This window comes from Pseudomonas sp. ATCC 13867, from assembly GCF_000349845.1.
Taxonomy (GTDB): Bacteria; Pseudomonadota; Gammaproteobacteria; order Pseudomonadales; family Pseudomonadaceae; genus Pseudomonas.
On the sequence record NC_020829.1, the window covers coordinates 4,536,261 to 4,559,721 of the forward strand.

Here is a 23,461-nt window from a genome sequence, read left to right on the forward strand (position 1 = left end):
ACCTCGGACGGTTGTCTTGTGAGGGTCGCAGGATAGGCGGGGCATGCATCGGCAAAAATGCGAGTCAGCCCATGCATGCATCGATATCGTCAGATGTATCAGACTGGACTGTAGGAGCGAGCTTGCTCGCGAACCGCCCAGCACTGCTGCGCCCGGCGAGTCCGTTCGCGAGCAATAACGAGGGCGTCCCCCTCGCTCCTACGAAAAGCAGGCGCCTCAGGCGAACTGGGCGCGCATCCACGCCAGGTATTCGGCAGCGCCCGCTTCACCCTCACACGGCGCCCACTGTCCACGCTCGTCCTCGCCCAGCGGGACGAACGGACCGGACTTGGCCTCGAACATCACGCTGTCCGGCTCCAGCGCCACGATGGCATGGAAGGTACCCGGCGGCAGGTCCGCACCGACGCACTCGCCGCCGGCACGCAGCACACGGGTGGTCAACAGCTCGCCGCTGTCCGAGAAGATCAGCAGGCCCAGCGCGCCCTTCACCACCAGCAGGCTCTCGGCCTTGTCCGGGTGACGGTGGCAATGCGGCGGGATGTAGCTGTCGGGCTGCAGCGCATTGAGCAGGCGATGGCAGGGTTCGCTCTGCTCATGGAAGTTGTGGTTCTGCCGGCGCCGGGGGCTGGCGGCGGCACGGGCCGCGATCTCGTCGAACAGCACGCTGTCGAGGAAACGCGGCCCGCCCATCTCAGAGCCCCTTGACCGCGAAGATGCCCGCGGCGTTGCGCCAGTAGCCCTTGTAGTCCATGCCGTAGCCGAAGATGTAGCGGTCGATGCAGGACAGGCCCACGTAGTCGGCCTTCAGGTCCGGACGGGCCTTGCGGTCGTGGTCCTTGTCGATCAGCACGGCGGTGTGTACGCGCTTGGCGCCGGCATGCTTGCAGAAGTCGATGATCGCCGAGAGGGTGTGCCCTTCGTCGAGGATGTCGTCGACGATCAGCACGTCGCGGTCGATGAAGGAGATTTCCGGCTTGGCCTTCCAGAACAGCTCGCCGCCGGTGGTCTCGTTGCGGTAACGGGTCGCATGCAGGTAGGAGGCTTCCAGCGGGAAATTCAGCAGCGGAAGCAGCTTGCCGGAGAAGATCAGGCCACCGTTCATCACGCAGAACACCACCGGGTTGGTGTCGGCCAGCGAGCCGTTGATGGCCTCGGCCACACGGGCGATGGCGGCCTCTACCTCGGCGTTGGTGTACAGGCAGTCGGCTTCGGCCATGACTTGGCGGATGTGCGCGAGATCGACGGACATGAGGGCTCTCCGGTGAAAAAGTGCGCAAAGGTACCTATCGGCGTGCCGTGGAGCAAGGGTCAGCGGACGAAAGTCGCCAACAATCGTGGCCCAAGATAGCTACGATGCATTACGCTACCGCAATTTTTTTGCCAGCCCGTCCGGAGACCCCGTCCATGCCCGTACTCGAGATCCGTCACCCCCTGATCCGACACAAGATCGGTCTGATGCGCCGCCATGACATCAGCACCAAGAATTTCCGTGAGCTGGCCCAGGAAGTCGGCGCCCTGCTGACCTATGAGGCGACCAAGGATCTGCCGCTGGAGAACTACGAGATCGAGGGTTGGGCCGGTTCGGTGCAGGTGGAGAAGATCGCCGGCAAGAAGATCACCGTGGTGCCGATCCTGCGCGCCGGCATCGGCATGCTCGACGGCGTGCTCAGCCTGATTCCGGGCGCCAAGGTCAGCGCCGTGGGTGTCGCGCGCAACGAGGAAACCCTTGAAGCACACACCTACCTGGAAAAGCTGGCGCCGGACATCGCCGAGCGTCGCTCGCTGATCATCGACCCGATGCTGGCCACCGGCGGCTCGATGGTCGCCACCATCGACCTGCTGAAGAAGGCCGGCTGCAAGGAGATTCGCGCGATGGTGCTGGTGGCGGCACCGGAAGGGATCAAGGCGGTCAACGATGCGCATCCGGACGTGCTCATCTATACCGCCTCCATCGACCAGCGCCTGAACGAGAACGGCTACATCATTCCGGGCCTGGGCGATGCCGGTGACAAGATCTTCGGCACCAAGCAGAAGGACACCTGATAGATGGCCGACGAATACAACGACCCGCTGTGGCGCCAGGTCATCTCGGGCGCGCAGATGCTGTTCGTGGCCTTCGGCGCGCTGGTGCTGATGCCGCTGATCACCGGCCTGGACCCGAACGTCGCGCTGTTCACCGCCGGCTTCGGCACCCTGATGTTCCAGATCGTCACGGGCCGCCAGGTGCCGGTGTTCCTGGCCTCTAGCTTCGCCTTCATTACCCCGATCATCCTCGCCAAGGGCCAGTTCGGCCTGGCCGCGACCATGGGCGGCGTGGTGGCGGCGGGCTTCGTCTACACCTTCCTGGGCCTGGCGGTGAAGATCAAGGGCACCGGCTTCATCGACCGCCTGCTGCCGCCGGTGGTCATCGGCCCGGTGATCATCTCCATTGGCCTGGCGATGGCGCCGATCGCCGCCAACATGGCAATGGGCAAGGCCGGCGACGGCAGCGAGCTGATTCCGTACAAGACCGCCATGCTGATTTCCATGCCGGCGCTGGTCACCACCCTGATCGTCGCGGTATTCGCCAAGGGCATGCTGCGCCTGGTGCCGATCATCGCCGGCGTGCTGGTGGGCTACGGCCTGTCCTTCGCCTTCGGCGTGGTCGACGTCGCCAAGATCGTCGCCGCGCCCTGGCTGGAGCTGCCGAAGTTCACCGCCCCGGAGTTCAACTGGCAGGCCATCCTGTTCATCGTCCCGGTGGCGCTGGCACCAGCCATCGAGCACATCGGCGGCGTCATCGCGATAGGCGGCGTGACCGGCAAGAACTACCTGAAGACCCCGGGCCTGCACCGCACCCTGCTGGGCGACGGCATCGCCACCTCCACCGCCGGCCTGTTCGGCGGCCCGCCGAACACCACCTACGCGGAAGTGACCGGCGCAGTGATGCTGACCAAGAACTACAACCCGAAGATCATGACCTGGGCGGCGCTGTTCGCCGTCGGCCTGGCCTTCGTCGGCAAGTTCGGCGCCATCCTGCAGAGCATCCCGGTACCGGTGATGGGCGGCATCCTCTGCCTGCTGTTCGGCACCATCGCCTCGGTGGGCATGAACACCCTGATCCGCCACAAGGTCGACCTGTCCCAGGCGCGCAACCTGTGCATCGTCTCGGTCACCCTGGTGTTCGGCATCGGCGGCGTACTGATCGGCACCGGCACCGGCCCGGACGACTTCGGCCTGAAGGGCATCGCCCTGTGTGCCATCGTCGCCATCCTCCTCAACCTGATCCTGCCCGGCGAGGAAGGCTGGGAGAACAAGGCACTGGAAGAAGGCGCCGGCGTTTCTTCAACCGAGAAATCCGCCGAGTGAGCCCAGGGCGCCGTCAGCCGGCGGCGCCCTCCGCCCACGGAAAGTTCGGCGAACGCAGGTCCCCGCTGACGGTCCACTCTGCATGAAAGCGCGACTCGGCCAGAACACTGCCCCGCTCCAACCTGCCCAGCCCTCCTCTCCGCCCCTGCCGGAGGCGCGTCCGTGACGCGTGCCTGCTGGCTCCTGCTCGGCCTGATCGGCGCCTCGCTGGTCCCGCTGGTCCTCGGCGGCCGGGAAATGCTCGCCCACGTCCTGGCCTTCCCCCTCGACAGCCTGCTGGTCATGTTCGGCATGATCCTGCTGTGCTGGCTGATCAACGCCCAGAAGTTGCGGGTGCTGCTCAACGGCCGCGCCGGCGACATCGGCCGGGTGCAGTCGGTGGGGATCATCATGGCCTCGGAATTTGCCTTCTACGCTACACCGGGCGGCACCGGCGGCCCGTTGACGCTAATGGCCCTGCTGTCGCGCCACGGCATGCGGCCGGCGCACAGCAGCGCGATCTTCGCCGTGGACCAGCTCAGCGACCTGATGTTCTTCCTCTGCGCGCTGGCGGCCGTGCTGATCTGGGCCCTGTCCCACAGCATCAGCCCGGACCTGGAGACCTCGCTGATCACCAGTGGCGTACTGCTGGGCGGCATCTTCTTCGGCGTGGTGCTGCTGGCACGCTTCCAGCGCCGGGCGATCAAGGCCAACGGACGCCTGCTCGCGCGCCTGGGCATGAAACCGCGCACACGCCTGCGCTGGGCGCGCAAATGCCTGCACTTCCGCGACACCCTGGTCAGCAGCCTGCGCCAGCCCAAACGCCGCCTGGCACTGATCTTCTTCCTCACCTGCTGCCACTGGACGCTGCGCTTCTCGGTGCTCTACCTCACCCTGCGCGCGATGAACGTGGACCTGCACTGGGCCTGGACCTTCCTGATCCAGTTGCTGTCGCTGGCGGCCGGGCTGGCCACGCTGCTGCCGGGCGGTGCCGGTGGCACCGAGTTGACCTCCGCCGCGCTGCTCGCCCCGCTGGTGGGCAAATCCACGGCGGCCGCGGCCATCCTGATCTGGCGCGTGGTGACCTACTACTTCTATCTGGTGATGGGCGCGCCGGTGTTCGCCCTGCTGGCGGGGCGACCGTTACTGCGCAAGCTGATCGGGCTGCGGGAAAAGACCTGAGACTCAGTCTTCGGCAGGCTTGTCGCCCTCGGGCGGCGTCTTCGGCGTAAGCGAATCCCAGAGCTCGGCGGCGCCGGGAAACTCGGTGCCGTCCTCTTCGCTCAAGGCTTCGGGATCGTAGCGGCTGGTGCAGCCTTCGCCCAGGGTGGGCGGCGGGGTGGCAGTGCCGGGGTTCTTCGGGTCGCTCATGCTGACCATCTCCGTTGAGCGCAGCGCCCGCCATCGGAAGACAGCGGGAGCATGCGGAGTACCCAGTCTGGAACGAAACCACGTGGATCAGTCGAACACCACGGTCTTGTTGTCGTGCACCAGCACGCGGTCTTCCAGGTGGTAGCGCAGGCCGCGGGCCAGCACCAGCTTCTCCACGTCCTTGCCCAGGCGCACCAGGTCCTCGATGTTGTCGCGGTGGCTGATGCGCACCACGTCCTGCTCGATGATCGGGCCGGCGTCCAGCTCCTCGGTCACATAGTGGCAGGTCGCGCCGATCAGCTTCACGCCGCGCAGCGAGGCCTGGTGGTACGGCTTGGCGCCGACGAAGGACGGCAGGAAGCTGTGGTGGATGTTGATCACCTGGTGGCGGTACTTCTGGCACAGGTCCGGCGGGATGATCTGCATGTAGCGCGCCAGCACCACGTTGTCGGCCTGGTGCTCGTCGATCAGGCGCGATACTTCCTCGAAGGCCGGCTGCTTGTTCTTCGGGTCCACCGGGACGTGGAAGTACGGAATGCCATGCCACTCCACCATGCTGCGCAGGTCGTCGTGGTTGGCGATCACGCAGGGAATCTCGCAGTCCAGCTCGCCGCTGTGCCAGCGGTGCAGCAGGTCGGCCAGGCAGTGCGACTCGCGACTGGCCATCAGCACGACGCGCTTCTTCACCGAAGAGTCGGTGATCCGCCACTCCATGGAAAACTCGCGGGCGATGGGGGCGAACGCCTGGCGGAAGCCGTCGATGTCGAATGGCAGGGAGTCGGCACGAATCTCATGCCGCATGAAGAACCAGCCGTTGTCATTATCGGAATGGTGACTGGCCTCGGTGATCCAGCCGTTGTAAGTGGCCAGGAAATTACTCACCTTGGCGACGATGCCGACCCCGTCAGGGCAGGCGATCACCAGTCGAAAAGTGCGCATGGGTGTACTCCAGATACATCGCGAAGGCCGCCATTCTAGCGGCTGGAGGGGAAAAGTTCAGCACTGGGCGGGAGTGGCCGACGAGAGCCAATTAGGGCTGGCGCGAATGCTCTGGTTAAATTCGACGTGCTAATAACTTCAATATTTGACTAATTACCCACAAAAGTTGTTCTTAGCGTTTACTTGAACAACTCCGCTGACTATTATGGGTGCTACAAACTATCCGCCACCGCTGGACCTCAAGATTAAGGTACCCAACATGTCGCTGATCAACGAGTACCGCGCCACCGAAGAAGCCATCAAGGAACTTCAGGAGCGACTGAAATCCCTCGAGCAGGACGACAAGCTGAAGAAAGAGCTTGAGTTCGAAGAGAAACTCCGCGCACTGATGGGCAGCTACGGCAAATCCCTGCGCGATATCATCGCCCTGCTCGATCCGGACGCGAAGCTGAGCAAATCTCCGCGTACCGCGAAGAGCACCGTGACCAAACGTGCCCGCAAGGTCAAGCAATACAAGAACCCGCACACCGGTGAAGTCATCGAGACCAAGGGCGGCAACCACAAGACCCTCAAGGAATGGAAGGCCAAGTGGGGCGCCGAGGCCGTCGAGAGCTGGGCTACCCTGCTGGGCTAAGCCCTTCGGGCAATAAAAAACGCCAGCCTTGTGCTGGCGTTTTTTATTGCCCGGCAAACGCTAGAGGCCATAACGCTCGCGCAATGCGAGTGCATATTTCGCCCAGGCTTCGAGCACCGCGCGGTTTGCTGCGCCGGCATTACTCATCTGCTCGGCCATTGCGCTGTCGAAGTTCTCCAGAGTATTCGGAGCCCCCCATTCCGGCGCACTCAGGCGCTGACGGCAGAAGTCCAGCCATTGTTGCTGTTCGGTGGCAGACAAAGTTTCCGGAAAATTACGCGCACGGTATCGGAACAGAAGTTCAGGAAGTCGCGGGTCATCGAACGGCCATTGCTCTTTGGCCAGTCGGGCAGGATCTGCCTGACGCACCTGTTCGCACAATCGGCGGTCCCGGTCCCCGATAAATCCGTCATACAACTGCTGCTCAGGATCCTCGGACGCCGCGAAACTTTCCTCGGAATAGATCGGCGCAAGTTTCTCCTGCCAAAGCGCCTTGGCCTGGACCAGCTCCTGCGCACGCTTCAGGCATCCGTCCAGGTCCAGGCCAATACGTTCGCGATCCTGCGGACGGAGTACGTTCAGCGGCGCCACTACCGGGCAGCGGTTGATATGCAGCAATTTCAGCGGCACCGGCAGTTCGCCTTCGGCCAGTTCATCCCGGCGCGTATACAGGCGCTGGCGCAACGCCTCGGCATCCAGTTCCAGCAGCGGCGACGGGTCCGCCGCCAGGTCGCAGACGATCAACGCGTTACGGTTACGCGGATGCCAGCCCAGCGGCAACACCACCGACAGGTAATGACGCGCCCCGGAGAAGCGCCCGGAGACATGCACCAGCGGCTCGTGCAGGCGGACCTGGTCCAGGACGCCCTGCTTGCTGCGCAGGCGGTAGAGATAGTCGTAAAGCCTGGGTTGGCGGTCACGGATCAGGCGGGCCAGGGCGATGGTCGCACGCACGTCCGACAGCGCGTCGTGGGCCTGGCCGTGGTCGATGCCGTTGGCGGCGGTGAGGCGCTCCAGCTTCAGGCTGACCACACCCTCCTGTTCGGGCCAGACGATGCCTTCCGGGCGCAGCGCATAGCAGGTGCGCACCATGTCGATCAGGTCCCAGCGGCTGTTGCCGCCCTGCCATTCGCGGGCGTACGGGTCGAAGAAATTCCGATAGAGGCTGTAGCGCGTCACCTCGTCGTCGAAGCGCAGGGTGTTGTAGCCCGCGACGCAGGTACCCGGCTGCGCCAGTTCGGCGTGCAGGCGGGTCATGAACTCCGCCTCGCCGAGACCCTGTTCCTCCAGCCGCTGCGGGACGATCCCGGTGACCAGGCAGGCCGCCGGGTGCGGGAGGATGTCGTCGCTGGGACGGCAATAGAGATTCAGCGGCTGGCCGATCTCGTTGAGGGCCTCGTCCGTGCGGATGCCGGCGACCTGCAAGGGCCGGTCGCGGCGCGGATCGATGCCGGTGGTTTCGTAGTCGTACCAGAAGAGGCTGGCGGTCATGGCGCGTGTCCTTGCCTGCGTGCAGATGCGCCGCAGTCTAACAGTGCGCATTGCCGCACTTCCAAACCACGGCGCCAGCCCGTGGCCAAAGGCCCTCTCGACCGTCGCGGAGCCCTGCGATCCGGCCCTGCCGCGAATGGCCGACGACGGCCTTTCGCTCCGGGCGATCCTCTGCCTCGACGGGCGCTTCCCGGCATGCCGCCGCAACCGAACCGATGCGAGTCTGCAATTCTCCGCCAGCGCGGTTGCCTCGCCGCACCGCGCTGGCTAGCATCAGCCTTTCAGCCATCGATAGCGACTCCCATTGACCGCAGCCGCCGCTCCACGCCCGGACATCCGTCCACCCAGCCCCGCGCTGGATACCCGCTACCACGTGGAAACGCCGGAAGGGATCGACCTGCTGCTGCGTCCCGCCGGGGTCATTCCGCGAGCGATCGCCTACCTGGTCGACCTGGGCATCCGCGCCCTGCTGATGTTCGCCCTGTTCATGGCACTGGCCTTCCTCGGCCAGCTCGGCACCGGCCTCGGCCTGCTGCTCACCTTCGTCATGACCTGGTGGTACATGGTGCTCTTCGAAGTGCTCAACCAGGGCCGCTCGCCCGGCAAGCAGATGATGGGCCTGCGCGTGGTCCACGATGACGGCACGCCCATCGGCTGGTCCGCCTCGCTGCTGCGCAACCTGCTGCGTTTCGCCGACATCCTGCCCTTCGGCTACACCCTGGGTCTGCTCAGTTGCCTGTCCAACCCGGCGTTCAAGCGCCTGGGCGATCTGGCCGCCGGCACGCTGGTGATCTACCGCGATCCTCCGCCGAGCCGTCCGCATCTGCCGGAGGTCCCGCCGCAGCGCGCGCCCTGGCCGCTGAACCTGGAGGAGCAGCGCGCACTGATGAGCTTCGCCGAACGCGCCGAGCACCTGTCCGCGGCGCGGCGCGAAGAACTGGCCGGCATCCTCGCCGAGCCGCTGGGTGTCGCGCCCGAGCACGCGGAGGCACGACTCAACGCCATCGCCAGCGGGCTGCTGGGCAGCGGCCGGGGGACGCCATGAAGCAGGCCCTCTTCGAACAGCGCCACCAGGGTGCGTGGAAGCGCTTCAGCAAGCGCCTGGAACAACTGGAAAGCGGCAAGCGCCAGGAAACCTCTGAACGTCCCGAGGAATTTGCCGCGGATTACCGACGCATCTGCCAGCAACTGGCGCTGGCGCAGGAACGCGGCTACAGCAGCCACCTGATCGATCACCTGCAACAACTGGCCATGCGCGGGCACCAGCAGTTCTACCGGCACCGCAGCCATCTGGGCGCGCGCATCCTCGGTTTCATCACCGCCGGTTTCCCGCGCCTGGTGCGCGAGGAGTGGCGCTGCATCGCGGTGGCCAGCCTGCTGCTCTACGGCAGCCTGCTGCTGATGGGGCTGCTGGTCTACCACTTCCCCGACCTGGTCTACAGCGTGATGTCCCCCGAGCGGGTGGCCGACATGGAGTCCATGTACTCGCCGGAAACCGGGCGCCTGGGACCGATGGGCGAACGGGACACCGGCGACGACTGGAAGATGTTCGCCTTCTACATCATGAACAACATCGGCATCGCCTTTCAGACCTTCGCCAGCGGCCTGCTGTTCTGCCTGGGCAGCCTGTTCTTCCTGCTGTTCAACGGCCTGATGATCGGCGCGGTGGCCGGGCACCTGACCCAGGTGGGCTACATCGAGACCTTCTGGTCCTTCGTCATCGGCCACGGCGCCTTCGAGCTCACCGCCATCACCTTCGCCGGCGCCGCCGGCCTCAAGCTCGGCTGGGCGCTGCTGGCGCCCGGCCGCCTGAGCCGTCTCGACGCGCTGCGCCAGGCGGCGGCCCGGTCCGTACGGCTGGTGGGCGGGGTGATCCTGCTGTTGCTGATCGCCGCCTTCATCGAAGGCTACTGGTCCTCGGTCACGCAGTTCCCGGCGACCGTGAAGTACATCGTCGGTGCCTGCCTCTGGCTGCTGGTCGGTGGCTATTTCGTCTTTGCCGGACGGAGCCGTCATGCGCCTGACTGACGCCAGCGTCGCCATTCGTCCGCGCAGCCCGTGGGAAGCCCTGGACCTGGGCATTCTCCTGGCGCGCCGGCATGCCGGCCTGCTGATGGCCAGCTGGGCACTGGTCACCCTGCCGGTGTTCGCCGTGCTCAGCCTGCTGCTGTGGAACCATTCGGGCTGGGCGATCCTGCTGTTCTGGTGGCTCAAGCCGGCCTTCGAACGCCTGCCGCTGTACATCCTGTCGCGCGCCCTGTTCGGTGACACGCCCAGCCTCAGGCAGGCGCTGCGGGCGTTCCCCGGCCTGCTCAAGAGCCAACTGCTGCCCAGCCTGCTGTGGCGCCGCGCAAGCCCCACCCGCAGTTTCGACCTGCCGGTGCTACAGCTCGAAGGGCTCAAAGGCCAGGCCCGCAGCCAGCGCCTGGTGGTCCTCGGCCAGCGCAATGCCGGCGGCGCCACCTGGCTCACGGTGATCGGCATGCACTTCGAGCTGGCCTTGTGGCTCGGGCTGTCCGCTTTGCTCTACCTGCTGCTGCCGCAGCAGTGGGTTTCAGACTGGAAATGGCAATCGCTGATCAGCCTCGCCGACGGCGACTGGGCCTGGATGGAGCACCTGAGCAATCTTCTCTACGCACTGCTGCTGGTGGTCTGGGAACCGGTGTACGTGGCCTGCGGCTTCACCCTCTACCTGAACCGGCGCAGCGAACTGGAAGCCTGGGACATCGAGTTGGTGCTGCGCCGCCTGCGCCAGCGCCTGATCGGCAGCGCCTACGCCCTGCTGCTGGTGGTCGCCGCCTGCCTGGCGCCACTGCCCGGTGCCAGCGTCCGGGCCGCCGAGCAACCCGGTTACAGCTGCCCCCTGCCCGACCAGGACCCCAGCGGCCCACAAGCCTCGCGCCTGCAGAACCAGGTGCTGAACAGCGAGCAGTCGCGGCACGCGGCCGAAGCCATCCTGGCGGCGCCGCCGTTCCGCAACAGAGAAACCGTGACCCGCTGGCGGCTGAGCGACCCCGACAAGGAGAAGAAGGCGTCCAGCGGCGACCAGGATCGGAACCTGGAGAACTTCTTCAAGGCACTGGAGCATTGGCAGGCGTTCAAGTCCATCGCGCAGATCATCGAGGTATTGCTGTGGGGCGCGCTGCTCAGCGTGGTCGTCCTGCTGATCTGGCGTTACCGCGAATGGCTGCGCCTGTTCGCCGGCCGCATCGGCCTGCCGCAGCGCCCGCGCCGTGAAGTGCCGAGCGTGCTGTTCGGCCTGGAGCTGGCCCCGGAAAGCCTTCCCGAGGACGTCGCCAGCGAGGCCGAGCGCCTCTGGGACGAGCAGCCGCGCGCCGCGCTGGGCCTGCTGTACCGCGCCCTGCTCAGCCGCCTGCTGCACGACTTCCGCCTGCCGCTGCGCGACTCCACCACCGAAGGCGAGGTGCTGGCGCGCGTGGAAACCCTCGACAACCCGCCTCTGGACAGCTTCGCCCGCAGCCTGACCCAGCACTGGCAAGCACTCGCCTACGGTCATCGCGCGCCCCAGGACGACCTCAAGCAGCGACTGTGCGAGCAATGGCGCAGCCTGTTCGGCAACGAGGTACGCGCATGAGGCGGCCCGTCGTCCTGCTCGCCACCCTCGCCGTCCTGCTGCTGCTCGGCGGCACCGGGTACTACCTCTACACGCATCTCAAGCCCTATCCCGAAACCATCGAGCACGGCGCCGCGCCGGAAGCCCGCGCCAATCCCTACCTGGCCGCCGAGTCCTACCTGCGCGGACGCGGCCTGGCGGTGAACACGGCCAAGGGGCTGGAAGCGCTCGACCGGTTGCCGAGCAAGGGCCACACACTGATCCTGCTCGGCAGCCGAGAAAACCTCACGCCGAAGCAGAGCGCACGCCTGCTCGACTGGGCCTCGCGCGGCGGCCACCTGGTGGTCACCGCCGAACGCCTGTGGGACGAGGAGGAAGGCAAGAGCGGCGACCTGCTGCTCGATCGCCTGGGAGTGCAACAGTTCCTCACCGAGGACCTCGACAAGGACAAAGGCACCGCCCCAACGGAGGACAAGTCCGCCGTGGAGCCCTCGACCGAACAGCCAGTCGCCCCGGAAGTCCCCGAGAACGCCGACCCTGACCAGGAAGAAGACGCCTACCCCACGCTGACCAAGCTCTACCTGGAAAACGAAAAGGCGCCGGCCTACATCGATTTCGATACCGAGTACCACCTCTTCGACTCGAAGAACCTCGCCTACGCCTGGGCCAACAGCGCAAAGGCCACCCACCTGCTGCAACTGCAGCAGGACAAGGGCCTGATCACCGTACTGACCGACAACTGGATCTGGCAGAACGACCAACTGGGCGACTACGACAACGCCTGGCTGCTCTGGTACCTGACCCAGGACAGCAACGTGACCCTGGTCTATCGCGCCGACGGCGACAGCCTCTTCACCCTGCTGGCGCGCTACTTCCCGCAAGCGCTGGTCGCCTGCGCCCTGCTGCTGGCGCTCGCCCTGTGGCGCCAGGGATTGCGCCAGGGACCGCTGCAACCGAGCCCGGCGCGCGGTCGCCGGCAACTGGAAGAACACCTGCGCGCCGGCGCCGACTTCGTCCTCCGCCAGCGCGGCCAGATCGCCCTGCTGCAGGGGCTTCAGCGTGACATCCTGCGCCGCGCGCGACAGCGCCAGCCGGGCTTCGAACGCCTGCCCGTCGCCGAACAATGGCAGACCCTGGGCCGCATGACGCGGCTGTCGGTCAGCGCCATCAGCCAGGCCATGCGACCCTATCCGCAGCAACGCATGGCCATCGCCGAATTCACCCGCCAGGTCGCCCACCTGCAAAGCCTCAGGAATGCCCTATGAGCGAACAAACACCTGAACCCGCCAGCCCCTCCTCCAATCCGGCCGCCCAGCGCCAGCGCGCCAGCCAGTTGGCCCAGGCGCTGCGTCATGAACTGCAGAAGGCGCTGATCGGCCAGCAGGGTGTGATCGACGACGTGCTCACCGCGCTGCTCGCCGGCGGCCACGTCCTCATCGAAGGCGTTCCCGGCCTGGGCAAGACCCTGCTGGTGCGCGCCCTCGCCCGCTGCTTCGACGGCGGCTTCGCGCGCATCCAGTTCACCCCCGACCTGATGCCCAGCGACGTCACCGGCCATGCGGTCTACGACCTTGCCACCGAGCAGTTCAAGCTGCGCAAGGGGCCGGTGTTCACCCACCTGCTGCTGGCCGACGAGATCAACCGCGCGCCGGCCAAGACCCAGGCGGCGCTGCTGGAAGTCATGCAGGAACGCCAGGTCACACTCGAAGGCCGCGCCCTGCCGGTGCCGCAGCCGTTCATGGTGCTGGCGACCCAGAACCCCATCGAGCAGGAAGGCACCTACCCGCTGCCCGAGGCGGAGCTGGACCGCTTCATGCTCAAGCTGCGCATCGACTACCCGCTGGAAGCCGAGGAGCAGACCCTGGTGCGCCAGGTCACCCGCTCCGCGCGCAGCGACATGCTCGACGTGGCGCCGCTCCGTCCCCTGCTCAAGGAGAAGGACGTCATGGCGCTGCAGAAGATCGCCTCCGACCTGCCGATCGACGACCAGGTGCTGGACTACGCCGTACGTATCGCCCGCACCACCCGTAACTGGCCGGGCCTGGCCCTGGGCGCCGGACCGCGTGCGTCCATCGCGCTGGTGCGTTGCGCACGGGCGCGGGCGCTGCTGCGCAGTGGCGACTTCGTACTGCCGGACGACGTCAAGGGCAGCGCCCTGGCGGTGCTGCGCCATCGAGTGCGGCTGTCGCCGGAACTGGACATCGAGGGCCTGTCGGTGGACCAGGTACTGCAACAACTGCTCGACCAGGTACCGGCGCCGCGCCTATGAAGCCATCGCGCGTCCTTCTCGCGCTGCTCGGCGTGCTGTTGGCCGTGGCCATCGCGCTGGGCACGGCGGCGGCCCTGGATATCCCGGCGCCGGCGCTGCTCGAGCGCCTCTGGTGGGGCGTCCTGTGCGCCCTGGCGCTGCTCGCACTGGTCGACGCCCTATGGCTGCGCCGCCTGCCCTCGCCGCGCCTGGAGCGGCAGATGAGCGGCAACCTGCCGCTGGGCCGCTGGAGCGAAGTGCGCCTGCAACTGCACCATCGCTACGCCCAGGTGCAGCGCGTGACCGTGTTCGATCACCTGCCCGGTGCGATGGACTTCGAGCACCTGCCGCAGGTGATCGAGCTGCGGCCGGGCGAGCAGACCGAGCTGGGCTACCGCGTGCGTCCGCTGTCTCGCGGGCATTTCGTCTTCCCGCGCTGCGAAGTGGAACTGTCCAGCCCGCTACGCCTGTGGAAGGGCCGACGCTATCTGGAAGAGCGCAGCGAAACCCGTGTCTACCCCGACTTCGCACGCATCTACGGCGCCGAGCTGATGGCCGTGGACCACTGGCTGAACCGCATCGGCGTGCGCGCCGGGCAACGCCGCGGCCTGGGCCTGGAGTTCCACCAGCTGCGCGAGTTTCGTGATGGCGACACCCTGCGGCAGATCGACTGGAAAGCCACCGCCCGCAAGCGCATGCCGATCGCCCGCGAATACCAGGACGAGCGCGACCAGCAGATTCTCTTCCTGCTCGACTGCGGGCGGCGCATGCGCAGCCACGACGGCGACCTGTCGCACTTCGACCACGCCCTCAACTCCAGCCTGCTGCTGGCCTATGTCGCGCTGCGCCAGGGCGATGCCGTGGGCCTGATGACCTTCGCCGGCGACCAGCCGCGCCACCTGCCGCCAGGCAAGGGCAGCGCGCAGTTGAGCGTGCTGCTCAATGCTGTCTACGACCTGGACAGCAGCCAGCGGGCGGCGGACTACGCGGCAGCGGTCCAGGCCGTGCTTACCCGCCAGCGCCGCCGCGCCCTGGTGGTGATCATCACCAACCTGCGCGACGAGGACGACGAGGACCTGGTCGCCGCGGTGAAACGCCTGGGCCGGCAACACCGGGTGCTGGTGGCCAGCCTGCGCGAAGAAGTGCTCGACCGGCTGCGGCAGTCCCCCGTGGAAGGGTACGAAGACGCGCTGGCCTACTGTGGCACGGTGGACTACCTGAACGCCCGCGCCGGGCTGCACGAGAAACTGCTCGCCCACGGCGTGCCGGTGCTGGATGCGCGGCCCAGCCAACTCGGGCCGGAGCTGGTCAGCCGCTATCTGGGCTGGAAGAAGGCGGGGGCGTTATAGGGCGAGAGATTTTGTTTCGCCCTCTCGGCGCGAGCATCCCGCTCCGGAAGCGCTTTTCGTAGGAGCGAGCTTGCTCGCGAACCGCCCAGCATCGATGCGGCCTGGAAGCACTGTTCGCGAGCAAGAACTAGGCGTCCCCCTCGTTCCTACAGGGCCGCGGTCCTGCAAACGGATAAGAAAGGAACGCAGGCGTACAACCCTTCGCGGTTGTACGCCGATACACCGTGCTCAACCGGCGGCAACAGGGCCGAGCTCGGAGTGCACTGGGAACAAGGTTACGCCCTGCTCTGGCGACCGGAACTTCCGGCATCCTGCCTTTCGCTACCGCCAGGTCGGCTTAGCGCGTCCTGCGCTTCAGACCGACTCCACCTGACGGCGAAAACTGAAATAACGGCGTAGCGCATCGACCAGCTCGACGTACTCGATCGGCGGCGCCACCAGGCTGAAACCGGAGTCGAAGTTGCCTGGGTTGACGTCCTCGCGGCACCACTGGCAGGTCGCGGAGAACTCGATCAGTTGCAGCTTGCCGTCATGGCCGGGAATCTTCAGGCGCATGTCGAAACGGCCGCCCACCAGCATCGGCAGCTGGCTGATCAGCAACATCCCGTCCAGCGAGACATTGCCCAGGTAGCCCATCGGTTTGTCGGTGATGCTGTTGAACACCTTCAGGTAATAGGGCAGCTGATGGCGCTCTATGTGTCGTGAATGGCGCATAATGGCGTTTCGCTATGAGAGATCGTCCAGTATGACGATGCCGCCCGCTCAGGGCCAGTCCTAACGACAACCTTCCGCCAGGCGCGCTTCGAGCTCGCGACGAGCGGCGTCAATCTGTGCATCGCTGTAGTAGGTTCGTTCACCGTCGCTGCCCTTCGTGAAGTAGCGACCGCCCAGGCTGAGCGTATTCAGGTCATGCTGCCAGCGCGCGCACTGGGCGCTCAGCTCGGCCTGCTGCCGGACCGCCTTGGTCTGCGCGGCGGCCTGCTCGTCACGGCGGGCATCGTAGAACCGGCGGGTGCGCTCCTCCCGCTCGCGGGTCGCCGCGTCACGCTCGACGACCTGGGGCTTCACTTCGATGCGCTGCGCCCCCGGCGGTGGGGTTTCGCTGAAATGCACCTTGCCCTGCGCGTCGGTCCAGCGATAGATGTCGGCGTAGACCAACAGGGGAAAACACCAGACGCAGAGCCACAGGGCGCGCATTCCAACCTCCTCCGTGAAGTCACTCCATGAGATTAGCCAGCGATCGGTACCGCTCAAGCTCAGCACCGACCGGCGGTCAGGGCGTGACTGGATAACTGCGCGCGGTATCGCCGGGCAGACGGCCATTCAGACGCAGCGTCTCCAGCCGGGCCTTGGCGCGGTAAGCATACTCGCTGGTCGGGTAACGGGCGATGATGAACTGGTAGGTCTGTGCGGCATCGACGAAAAACTTCTGCCGCTCCAGGCATTGCCCGCGCAACATGGATATCTCCGGCTGCAACCAGGGCCGCGCGCGGCTCTTGCGCTCGGTTTCCGAGAGCTCCAGCATGACCCGCTCGCAATCGCCGCTCTTGTACGAACGGTAGGCGTTGTTCAGGTGGTAATTCATCGACCAGCTGGTGCATCCGGTAACACTCAGGAGCAGCAGCAGGGTGGCCAGGGTTCGCATGGGCATATCCTCCGTTGGGAAGTGTATCGGCCCGTCTTGGCCGTACTGAAGCCCGCCACTAGACTCACGTGGACTTCGCCCTGGCGCAAAGGAGCTGCCATGCGTTTAGCCCATGCCCTCTCGATTGCCCTGCCGTTCGCCGTGATGCTGCCCTGGCTCGCCGCCTGCGCCCCGACCACCCCGCTGTTCGTCGCGCAGATCACCACCGGCGAAGTCGCCGAATACAAGCAGTTGAAGAACAAGCGCATGACCGCCGCGGTGGAAGAGGAAGGCGACCTGCTGACCTACAGCGCCCAGGCCATCCGCGACAACAAGAGCGCCGAGGCCGAGAAGCTTTACCTGAGCGGCTACGACAACACCCGCTACAGCTCGGAAGTACGCGCCATCGCGCTGTACCAGATCGGCCTGATCTACATGAGCCGCTTCAACGACCAGCGCGACGATGCGAAGGCGCAGCAGTACTTCGAGCGCATCGACCGCGAGTTCCCCGGCACCCAGGCCGCCGCGCACGCCGACGCGCGCATCCTGATGATCCGCCAGCGCGCCAGGGACCCGGTGCAGAAGAACGCCCGCGAACTGCTGGCGGACTGGCAACCGCAGTACAACCTGGACCTGAACAAACCCAGCCTCGATCCGGACATGACCCTGTTGTCGCGCCGCGCGGTGCTCAAGGACCGCGTCGCCGAGGCCGCGCAGCTCTACCTGCTGGGCGCCAACGACCCGGCCATCCCGCCGGACATCCGCGAAAAGGCGCTGTACCAGCTCGGCCTGATGTACATGGCGCCGGACAACCCGCACGCCGACCGCAACCAGGCCATCGCCTACCTGCGCCGGCAACTCGCCGAGTTCCCCGACGGCGAGCTGGCCGAGAAAGGCGCACGCCACCTGGACCGTGCGCTGAACCAGACCTCACCGCGCAACTGACGACGGAACCCGACCACGCCGCTGACACAGGTCAAGCGGCAGTGTCTACGCTTGCACTGCAATGAGCGCAGACCGCGCGAGGACGCCGCCATGAACCTGAAGCACCTGCTCGTCATCATCGACCCCACCCGCGAGGACCAGCCCGCGCTCGCCCGCGCCCAGTGGATCGCCGAACGCAGCGGCGCCCGCCTGGAGCTGCTGGCCTGCGAGTTCAATCCCGCCCTGGACAATACCCTGCTGCTGGAGCAGAGCGATCTCGAGCGGGGCCGGCAGAGCCTGCTCGACGAACGCCTCGCCTGGCTGGAAAAACTCGCCGCCCCGCTGCGCCAGGCCGGCCTCGAAGTGAAATGCCAGGTACGCTGGGGCAAACCACTGCATCGGCAGATCGTCCTGCACTGCGAACAGAGCCAGCCCGACCTGGTACTCAAGTCGGCCCACCACCACAGCCTGCTCAGACGCCTGGTGCTGACCAATCATGACTGGCAACTGATCCGCCATTGCCCGCAGCCGCTATGGCTGGTGCAGCACGGCCAATGGCGCGGCGAACGCCTGTGCGCGGCACTCGACCCGCTGCACGCCAGCGACAAGCCGGCGGCGCTGGACCACCGCCTGATCGGCGTGGCCCGCGAGTTCGAACAACGCCTGAAACTCCAGGCGCACTACCTGCACGCCTACGTCGCGCTGCCGCACACCCTGGCGTTCAACGCCGAGCTGCTGGCCGACTATGACAACTATGTACGGCGCACCGAAACCCACCACCGTGAAGCCTTCGATGCCCTGCTGGCACAGTACCCGGCCATCGACCGGACCCGCACTCGGCTCGGCCAGGGCTTCGCCGAGGAAGTGATTCCCGCCTATGTGCGCGACAACGGCATCGACCTGCTGCTGATGGGCGCGGTCGCCCGTGGACAGTTCGACAACGCGCTGATCGGCCAGACCGCCGAACGGGTGCTCGAAGAAGTGGAATGCGATCTGCTGGTGATCAGACCTGTCACCTGAAACAGAGTAAGATGGCGCCCTGGCTGCCCCAGAGCCGGCTCAGGATCCAGGGGCAGCCTGACCGCTGCTTGCTTTCCCCTAGGAGTCCCGCATGTCCCTTCGCCGCACCAAGATCGTCGCCACCCTCGGCCCAGCCAGCAACTCTCCCGAAGTGCTGGAACAGCTGATCCTCGCCGGGATCGACGTCGCCCGCCTGAACTTCTCCCACGGTACTCCCGACGAACACCGCGCCCGCGCCCAACTGGTGCGCGACATCGCCGCCAAGCACGGCCGCTTCGTAGCGCTGCTGGGCGACCTGCAGGGTCCGAAGATCCGCATCGCCAAGTTCGCCAACAAGCGCATCGAACTGGCGGTCGGCGACACCTTCCGCTTCTCCACCAGCCACCCGCGCACCGACGGCAACCAGCAAGTCGTCGGCATCGACTACCCGGACCTGGTCAAGGATTGCGGCATCGGCGACGAGCTGCTGCTGGACGACGGCCGTGTGGTCATGGTCGTGAAGGAAGTGAAAGCCGACGAACTGGTCTGCGAAGTACTGATCGGCGGCCCGCTGTCCGACCACAAGGGCATCAACCGCCGTGGCGGCGGCCTCACCGCTCCGGCCCTGACCGAGAAGGACAAGGCCGACATCAAGCTGGCCGCGAGCATGGACCTGGATTATGTCGCCGTGTCCTTCCCGCGTGACGCCAAGGACATGGAATACGCCCGTCGCCTGCTCACCGAAGCCGGCGGCAGCGCCTGGCTGGTGGCCAAGATCGAGCGCGCCGAAGCCGTGGCCGACGACGAAGCCCTGGACGGCCTGATCCGCGCCAGCGACGCGGTGATGGTGGCCCGTGGCGACCTCGGCGTGGAAATCGGCGATGCCGAACTGGTGGGCATCCAGAAGAAGATCATTCTGCACGCGCGCCGCTACAACAAGGCGGTGATCACCGCGACCCAGATGATGGAGTCGATGATCCACAACCCGATGCCGACCCGCGCGGAAGTCTCCGACGTAGCCAACGCCGTGCTCGACTACACCGACGCAGTGATGCTCTCGGCCGAATCCGCCGCCGGCGAATACCCGGTGGAAGCGGTCAAGGCGATGGCGCGCATCTGCGCCGGCGCCGAGAAGCACCCGACCACCAAGAAGTCCAGCCACCGTATCGGCCAGACCTTCGAGCGCTGCGACGAAAGCATCGCCCTGGCGGCCATGTACACCGCCAACCACTTCCCGGGCATCAAGGCGATCATCTGCCTGACCGAAAGCGGTTACACCCCGCTGATCATGTCGCGCATCCGCTCCTCGGTACCGATCTTCGCCTACTCCCCGCACCGCGAGACCCAGGCCCGCGTGGCGCTGTTCCGTGGCGTGGAAACCATCCCCTTCGACCCGGCCGCCCTGCCGCCGGAACGTGTCAGCCAGGAAGCCGTCGACGCGCTGCTGCAGCGTGGCGTGGTGACCAAGGGTGACTGGGTGATCCTGACCAAGGGCGACAGCTACACCGCCCAGGGCGGCACCAACACCATGAAGGTGTTGCACGTGGGTGACCTGCTGGTCTGATCTCGGCCAATACAAGAAGCCGCCCCTCGGGGCGGCTTTTTCATGTCCATAGCGCAGATCCACGGGACTGTAGGAGCGAGCTTGCTCGCGAACCGGGCTCGCCGGAGATTCTATGGCTGGGCTGTTCGCGAGCAAGCTCGCTCCTACAAAGAGCCGCTCGCCAGATGCCCACTGGCAGCTCAATTCTTGCTCAATCTGCTTCAAGCCGCGTGGAGTCGGGGCTGCAGCGGTTGCACCAGAGCTTATCCACAACGCCTTCCACACCTTATGTGGGCAACCTGCCGGACGTCGCTCAAATACCGCTCAATCCCCTGCAGGTCACGGCTGACGTGGGTTCGCCGGGTTGCCCCAGAGCTTATCCACAGTGCATTCCACAGATTGTGTGGGCAACATGTCCGACGTAGATGCTATGCGCGCCACAGCACCGTAGGAGCGAGCTTGCTCGCGAACGGACTTCCCGGCGACACAAGCGCCGGACAGTTCGCGAGCAAGGACTGGGGGTCCCCCTCGGTCCTACAAGGGCCTCATCAGGGCGGGGCCCTTACAGGAACTTCGAAAAATCCGGCTGGCGGCGCTGGGTGAAGGCGCTCAGCGCCTCCTGGGCTTCCGGCGAGTGCAGGCGCTCGACGAAGAGTTGCCCCTCCTCCACCACCACCCGGCGCAATTCCTCGATGTACGGCGCCTTGAGCAGACGCTTGCTCAGCACCACCGCCGCCGGCGGCAGTTGCTGCAACGCCTGGCAAACCTCGCGGGCACGCTCGATGGCGGCGGCGCCGTCGGCCAGCGCTTCGTTGGCGATGCCGAATGCCACCGCCTGCTCACCGCTGAAACCTTCGCCGCGCATCAGCAGGCTGGCGGCCTTCACCGGGCCGACCAGACGCGGCACCAGGAAGCTGGAGCCGAACTCCGGGCACAGGCCAAGATTGACGAAGGGCATCTTGAACTTGCTGCCCTGGGCGACGAAGACCTGGTCGCAGTGCAGCAGCAGGGTGGTGCCGATGCCCACGGCGGGGCCGGCCACCGCCGCGACCACCGGCTTGGTGAAGTCCATCAGCGCGCGCATGAAGCGGAACACCGGACTGTCCGGGCCGCTGGGCGGCTGCTGGAGGAAATCGACGATATCGTTGCCACTGGTGAAGCACTCGGCGCCGCCGGTGATCAGTACCACGCGCACGGAACGGTCCGCCTGCGCCGCCTCCAGGGCTTCGGCCAGGGCGGAATACATGGTGCGGGTCAGCGCATTCATCTTGTCCGGACGGTTCAGGCGCAAGGTCAGCAAGCCTTGCTCGCGCTCGACGAGAATCTGTTCGCTCATGGCAATTCCTTGTTATTGGACTTTTTCTATTGGGGCCGCGCGCCCGCTTCAGGCGTGGGGCAGGAACAGGTCGGCCAGCGTCTGGCCACGCGGTACGCCGCAAAGGTAGAGGCGGCGCGCGAAGGCATCGACGCTATCGGGATGGCCGCAGAGTAAGGCGAGGGTTCGCCGCGAAACAAGCTGGAGTTGCGCCAAAACTTCGGCCGACTCGGCCGCAGTCATCAGCGTGACCTCCAGCGCCGGGCGCGCCGTGGCAAGCGCGCGCAGCGGTTCGGCGAGGTAGTGGCCGGCGCTGTCATGGGCCTGGTGAATGATCCGGATGGGCCCGGCATGATGCTGGCGCAGCGCCTCGCGCAGCACACCCCAGAGCGGCGCGAGGCCGGTACCGGAGGCCATCAGCAACAGCGGCTGCTCGTGCCATTCCGGGTCATAGTGCAAGGCGCCGCCGCGCAGTTCGCCCAGGCGCACGCTGTCGCCCGCCTTCAGCCGGCGGGCGAAGTCGCTGAATGCGCCGGGCAGGCGGCAATCGATGTGAAACTCCAGCCAGGGATCGACGCCCGGCAGGCTGGCCAGCGAATACGGCCGCGCCACGCCTTCGGCGCTCCAGAGGACCAGGTGTTGCCCGGCGCGGTAGCGCAGCGGACGTTGTGGAGTGAGGCGAAGACGCAGCACGTCCGGCGCCGGCCAGTCCAGCTCGGCGACGCTGGCGGGCAAGCCGTCGCGCTGCGGATCGAAGACCTCCACGGCCAGGTCTTCGATGACCCGGCACTGGCACGACAGCCGCCAGCCTTCATCGCGCCGCGCGGCATCCAGCGCCTCGGGCTGCGCGTCGAGCACCTCGCCCCGGCTGCAGCGCACCAGGCAGGCATGGCAGCTCCCCGCACGGCAGCTGTACGGCACGGCGACGCCCGCTTCACGCAAGGCATCCAGCAGATTGACACCGGGTTGCACCGTCCAGCGTTGCGCTCCGGCCTGGAGTTCAGGCACGCATCCACTCCCATGCGGCATCGCAGCGGTTACGTCCGCTGCGTTTCGCACGGTAGAGCGCCTGGTCGGCCCGTTGCAAGGCCTCGTCGAGATCGTCGCTGGGCTCCAGCAGGGTCATCCCCACCGACAGGCTCAGCACTTCGATGTTCACCCCCACCGGTTCGGCGGCGGCATAGGCCGTGCGCAGCCGCTCGCAACAGGAGGTCAGGCGGTCGGCATCGGCGTTGGGCAGCAGCAGGACGAACTCCTCGCCGCCGTAGCGCGCCAGGATGTCGCCCTCGCGCAGGCAGGCCCGCGCCACCGCGGCGAAGGTCTGCAGCACGCGGTCACCGGCGGCATGGCCGTGGATGTCGTTGATGCGCTTGAAGTGGTCCAGGTCGATCAGCGCCAGGCCGTGGCGCTGGCTGGCGCGCATGCCGTCCAGCGCGCGGCCGGCCAGGCGCAGGAAGTGGCGGCGATTGTACAGGCCGGTCAGCTCGTCGGTGGCCACCAGGTCTTCCAGTTGGCGCATCATCCCGCGCAGGGTGTCCTGGTGCGCCTGCAACGCGTAGCGGCGCTGGCGCATGCGTTGACGCAGCGCCTGGACATAGCCGGCGAACAGGCTGAGCCAGGCCAGCACGATGAACAGCACCAGCAGTTGCAGGACCGCCTGGGCGGGCAGTGCGAGGCGCTGCCCGAAGGCTTCCCACAGGTTCAGGCCGGCGAAGGCAATGAACGCCAGCGCCGCGCAACGTGCGAACACCCTGGGCTGCAACTGGAATACGCCGAACAGCAGGATCAGCACGTAGAACACCATCAGGGTGCCCCGCGCGGTATCGACATTGGCGAGGAACAGGGTGTGCCAGAAAATCGCCACCAGCACCTGAGGTTCGGTCAGGCTGGGGTCGGAGAAGCGCCGGTTGCGTCCGCTGAGGAATAGCCAGAAAAGCACCAGCTGGCTCCCCGCCACCCACAGCGTGGCACCCAGCGCGAAGGCGACGGTGCCCCGGAAGAACTCGCCGAACACAGCCATCCACAGCAATAGCAGCGCCAGCGCATAAGTCCCGACGGCCATGCCGAATCGCCTGATGAGTAGTTTTTGTAAGGCGCGCTGTTTCAGCAGTGTGCTCATGGGG

Annotated in this window: 24 protein-coding genes; 13 read left to right on the forward strand and 11 right to left on the reverse strand. The window is 66.3% G+C overall.

All coding sequences use genetic code 11. The annotated features are described in order from the left end of the window. Positions 1-216: 216 nt before the first annotated feature. Both H681_RS20285 and H681_RS20290 read right to left on the reverse strand, forming a co-directional pair. Complete coding sequence (locus H681_RS20285) at positions 217-690, reverse strand: WbuC family cupin fold metalloprotein (RefSeq protein ID WP_015478766.1); 474 nt, start codon at positions 688-690, stop codon at positions 217-219. A 1-nt stretch (position 691) separates the two neighbouring features. Next, a complete protein-coding gene (locus H681_RS20290; RefSeq protein WP_015478767.1) occupies positions 692-1,249 on the reverse strand; it encodes a hypoxanthine-guanine phosphoribosyltransferase in 558 nt (185 codons plus the stop codon). Between the two features lie 155 nt (positions 1,250-1,404). Between H681_RS20290 and upp the strand changes: the two genes are divergently transcribed. The 3 genes from upp (at position 1,405) to H681_RS20305 (ending at position 4,509) form a co-directional block, all read left to right on the forward strand. Further along, positions 1,405-2,043, forward strand: a complete 639-nt coding sequence (gene upp / locus H681_RS20295; RefSeq protein WP_015478768.1) for a uracil phosphoribosyltransferase — start codon at positions 1,405-1,407, stop codon at positions 2,041-2,043. 3 nt (positions 2,044-2,046) lie between these two features. Continuing rightward, positions 2,047-3,348 (forward strand): uracil-xanthine permease family protein, encoded by a 1,302-nt coding sequence (locus H681_RS20300; protein WP_015478769.1) that lies wholly within the window; start codon positions 2,047-2,049, stop codon positions 3,346-3,348. Positions 3,349-3,510: 162 nt separating this feature from the next. After that, entirely contained in the window at positions 3,511-4,509 is a 999-nt protein-coding gene (locus H681_RS20305; RefSeq protein ID WP_015478770.1) for a lysylphosphatidylglycerol synthase transmembrane domain-containing protein, read from the forward strand. Between the two features lie 3 nt (positions 4,510-4,512). Here the strand turns inward: H681_RS20305 and H681_RS20310 are convergent, their stop codons facing one another. Beyond that, positions 4,513-4,698: a hypothetical protein gene (locus H681_RS20310; protein ID WP_015478771.1), complete on the reverse strand. Its 186-nt coding sequence runs from the start codon at positions 4,696-4,698 to the stop codon at positions 4,513-4,515. 87 nt (positions 4,699-4,785) lie between these two features. Next, positions 4,786-5,637 carry a formyltetrahydrofolate deformylase gene (gene purU / locus H681_RS20315; protein WP_015478772.1) on the reverse strand — a complete coding sequence of 284 codons (852 nt, stop codon included), beginning with the start codon at positions 5,635-5,637 and terminating at the stop codon, positions 4,786-4,788. A 259-nt stretch (positions 5,638-5,896) separates the two neighbouring features. On the opposite strand from purU, the gene mvaT reads away from it, so the two are divergent. After that, positions 5,897-6,271: a histone-like nucleoid-structuring protein MvaT gene (mvaT, locus tag H681_RS20320; protein ID WP_015478773.1), complete on the forward strand. Its 375-nt coding sequence runs from the start codon at positions 5,897-5,899 to the stop codon at positions 6,269-6,271. Between the two features lie 60 nt (positions 6,272-6,331). Here the strand turns inward: mvaT and sbcB are convergent, their stop codons facing one another. Continuing rightward, positions 6,332-7,762 carry an exodeoxyribonuclease I gene (sbcB, locus tag H681_RS20325; protein WP_015478774.1) on the reverse strand — a complete coding sequence of 477 codons (1,431 nt, stop codon included), beginning with the start codon at positions 7,760-7,762 and terminating at the stop codon, positions 6,332-6,334. 304 nt (positions 7,763-8,066) lie between these two features. Here sbcB and H681_RS20330 point away from each other — a divergent pair, with 304 nt between their 5' ends. From H681_RS20330 to H681_RS20355, 6 genes are read left to right on the forward strand one after another with little or no spacing between them, the layout of a single operon-like run. Further along, complete coding sequence (locus tag H681_RS20330; RefSeq protein ID WP_051070449.1) at positions 8,067-8,807, forward strand: RDD family protein; 741 nt, start codon at positions 8,067-8,069, stop codon at positions 8,805-8,807. Beyond that, positions 8,804-9,790 carry a stage II sporulation protein M gene (locus H681_RS20335; RefSeq protein WP_015478777.1) on the forward strand — a complete coding sequence of 329 codons (987 nt, stop codon included), beginning with the start codon at positions 8,804-8,806 and terminating at the stop codon, positions 9,788-9,790. Before H681_RS20330 ends, H681_RS20335 begins: the two co-directional genes overlap by 4 nt. Beyond that, complete coding sequence (locus H681_RS20340; protein ID WP_041712174.1) at positions 9,777-11,357, forward strand: DUF4129 domain-containing protein; 1,581 nt, start codon at positions 9,777-9,779, stop codon at positions 11,355-11,357. The genes H681_RS20335 and H681_RS20340 overlap by 14 nt, the downstream gene beginning before the upstream one ends. Then, positions 11,354-12,601 carry a DUF4350 domain-containing protein gene (locus H681_RS20345; protein WP_015478779.1) on the forward strand — a complete coding sequence of 416 codons (1,248 nt, stop codon included), beginning with the start codon at positions 11,354-11,356 and terminating at the stop codon, positions 12,599-12,601. The genes H681_RS20340 and H681_RS20345 overlap by 4 nt, the downstream gene beginning before the upstream one ends. Then, the gene (locus H681_RS20350) at positions 12,598-13,605 is read left to right on the forward strand and encodes an AAA family ATPase (protein WP_015478780.1); all 1,008 of its coding nucleotides are present in this window, start codon (positions 12,598-12,600) and stop codon (positions 13,603-13,605) included. The genes H681_RS20345 and H681_RS20350 overlap by 4 nt, the downstream gene beginning before the upstream one ends. Next, positions 13,602-14,933, forward strand: a complete 1,332-nt coding sequence (locus tag H681_RS20355; protein WP_015478781.1) for a DUF58 domain-containing protein — start codon at positions 13,602-13,604, stop codon at positions 14,931-14,933. Before H681_RS20350 ends, H681_RS20355 begins: the two co-directional genes overlap by 4 nt. A gap of 354 nt (positions 14,934-15,287) precedes the next feature. Here the strand turns inward: H681_RS20355 and H681_RS20360 are convergent, their stop codons facing one another. The 3 genes from H681_RS20360 to H681_RS20370 all read right to left on the reverse strand — a co-directional run bounded on the left by H681_RS20360 (position 15,288) and on the right by H681_RS20370 (position 16,578). Further along, positions 15,288-15,647, reverse strand: a complete 360-nt coding sequence (locus H681_RS20360) for a PilZ domain-containing protein (RefSeq protein WP_015478782.1) — start codon at positions 15,645-15,647, stop codon at positions 15,288-15,290. Between the two features lie 60 nt (positions 15,648-15,707). After that, positions 15,708-16,130: a DUF4124 domain-containing protein gene (locus tag H681_RS20365; RefSeq protein ID WP_015478783.1), complete on the reverse strand. Its 423-nt coding sequence runs from the start codon at positions 16,128-16,130 to the stop codon at positions 15,708-15,710. Positions 16,131-16,206: 76 nt separating this feature from the next. Continuing rightward, a complete protein-coding gene (locus H681_RS20370; RefSeq protein ID WP_015478784.1) occupies positions 16,207-16,578 on the reverse strand; it encodes a tetratricopeptide repeat protein in 372 nt (123 codons plus the stop codon). Positions 16,579-16,677: 99 nt separating this feature from the next. Between H681_RS20370 and H681_RS20375 the strand changes: the two genes are divergently transcribed. The 3 genes from H681_RS20375 (at position 16,678) to pyk (ending at position 20,044) form a co-directional block, all read left to right on the forward strand. Next, entirely contained in the window at positions 16,678-17,502 is an 825-nt protein-coding gene (locus H681_RS20375) for a tetratricopeptide repeat protein (protein ID WP_015478785.1), read from the forward strand. Positions 17,503-17,592: 90 nt separating this feature from the next. Further along, positions 17,593-18,501 (forward strand): universal stress protein, encoded by a 909-nt coding sequence (locus H681_RS20380; protein ID WP_015478786.1) that lies wholly within the window; start codon positions 17,593-17,595, stop codon positions 18,499-18,501. Positions 18,502-18,592: 91 nt separating this feature from the next. After that, entirely contained in the window at positions 18,593-20,044 is a 1,452-nt protein-coding gene (gene pyk, locus H681_RS20385) for a pyruvate kinase (RefSeq protein ID WP_015478787.1), read from the forward strand. Between the two features lie 541 nt (positions 20,045-20,585). Here pyk and H681_RS20390 read toward each other — a convergent pair. From H681_RS20390 to H681_RS20400, 3 genes are read right to left on the reverse strand one after another with little or no spacing between them, the layout of a single operon-like run. Further along, positions 20,586-21,359: an enoyl-CoA hydratase-related protein gene (locus H681_RS20390; protein ID WP_015478788.1), complete on the reverse strand. Its 774-nt coding sequence runs from the start codon at positions 21,357-21,359 to the stop codon at positions 20,586-20,588. A gap of 48 nt (positions 21,360-21,407) precedes the next feature. Beyond that, positions 21,408-22,346 carry an iron-sulfur-binding ferredoxin reductase gene (locus tag H681_RS20395; RefSeq protein ID WP_015478789.1) on the reverse strand — a complete coding sequence of 313 codons (939 nt, stop codon included), beginning with the start codon at positions 22,344-22,346 and terminating at the stop codon, positions 21,408-21,410. Then, positions 22,339-23,400, reverse strand: a complete 1,062-nt coding sequence (locus H681_RS20400) for a GGDEF domain-containing protein (RefSeq protein WP_015478790.1) — start codon at positions 23,398-23,400, stop codon at positions 22,339-22,341. The genes H681_RS20395 and H681_RS20400 overlap by 8 nt, the downstream gene beginning before the upstream one ends. Positions 23,401-23,461: the final 61 nt, after the last annotated feature.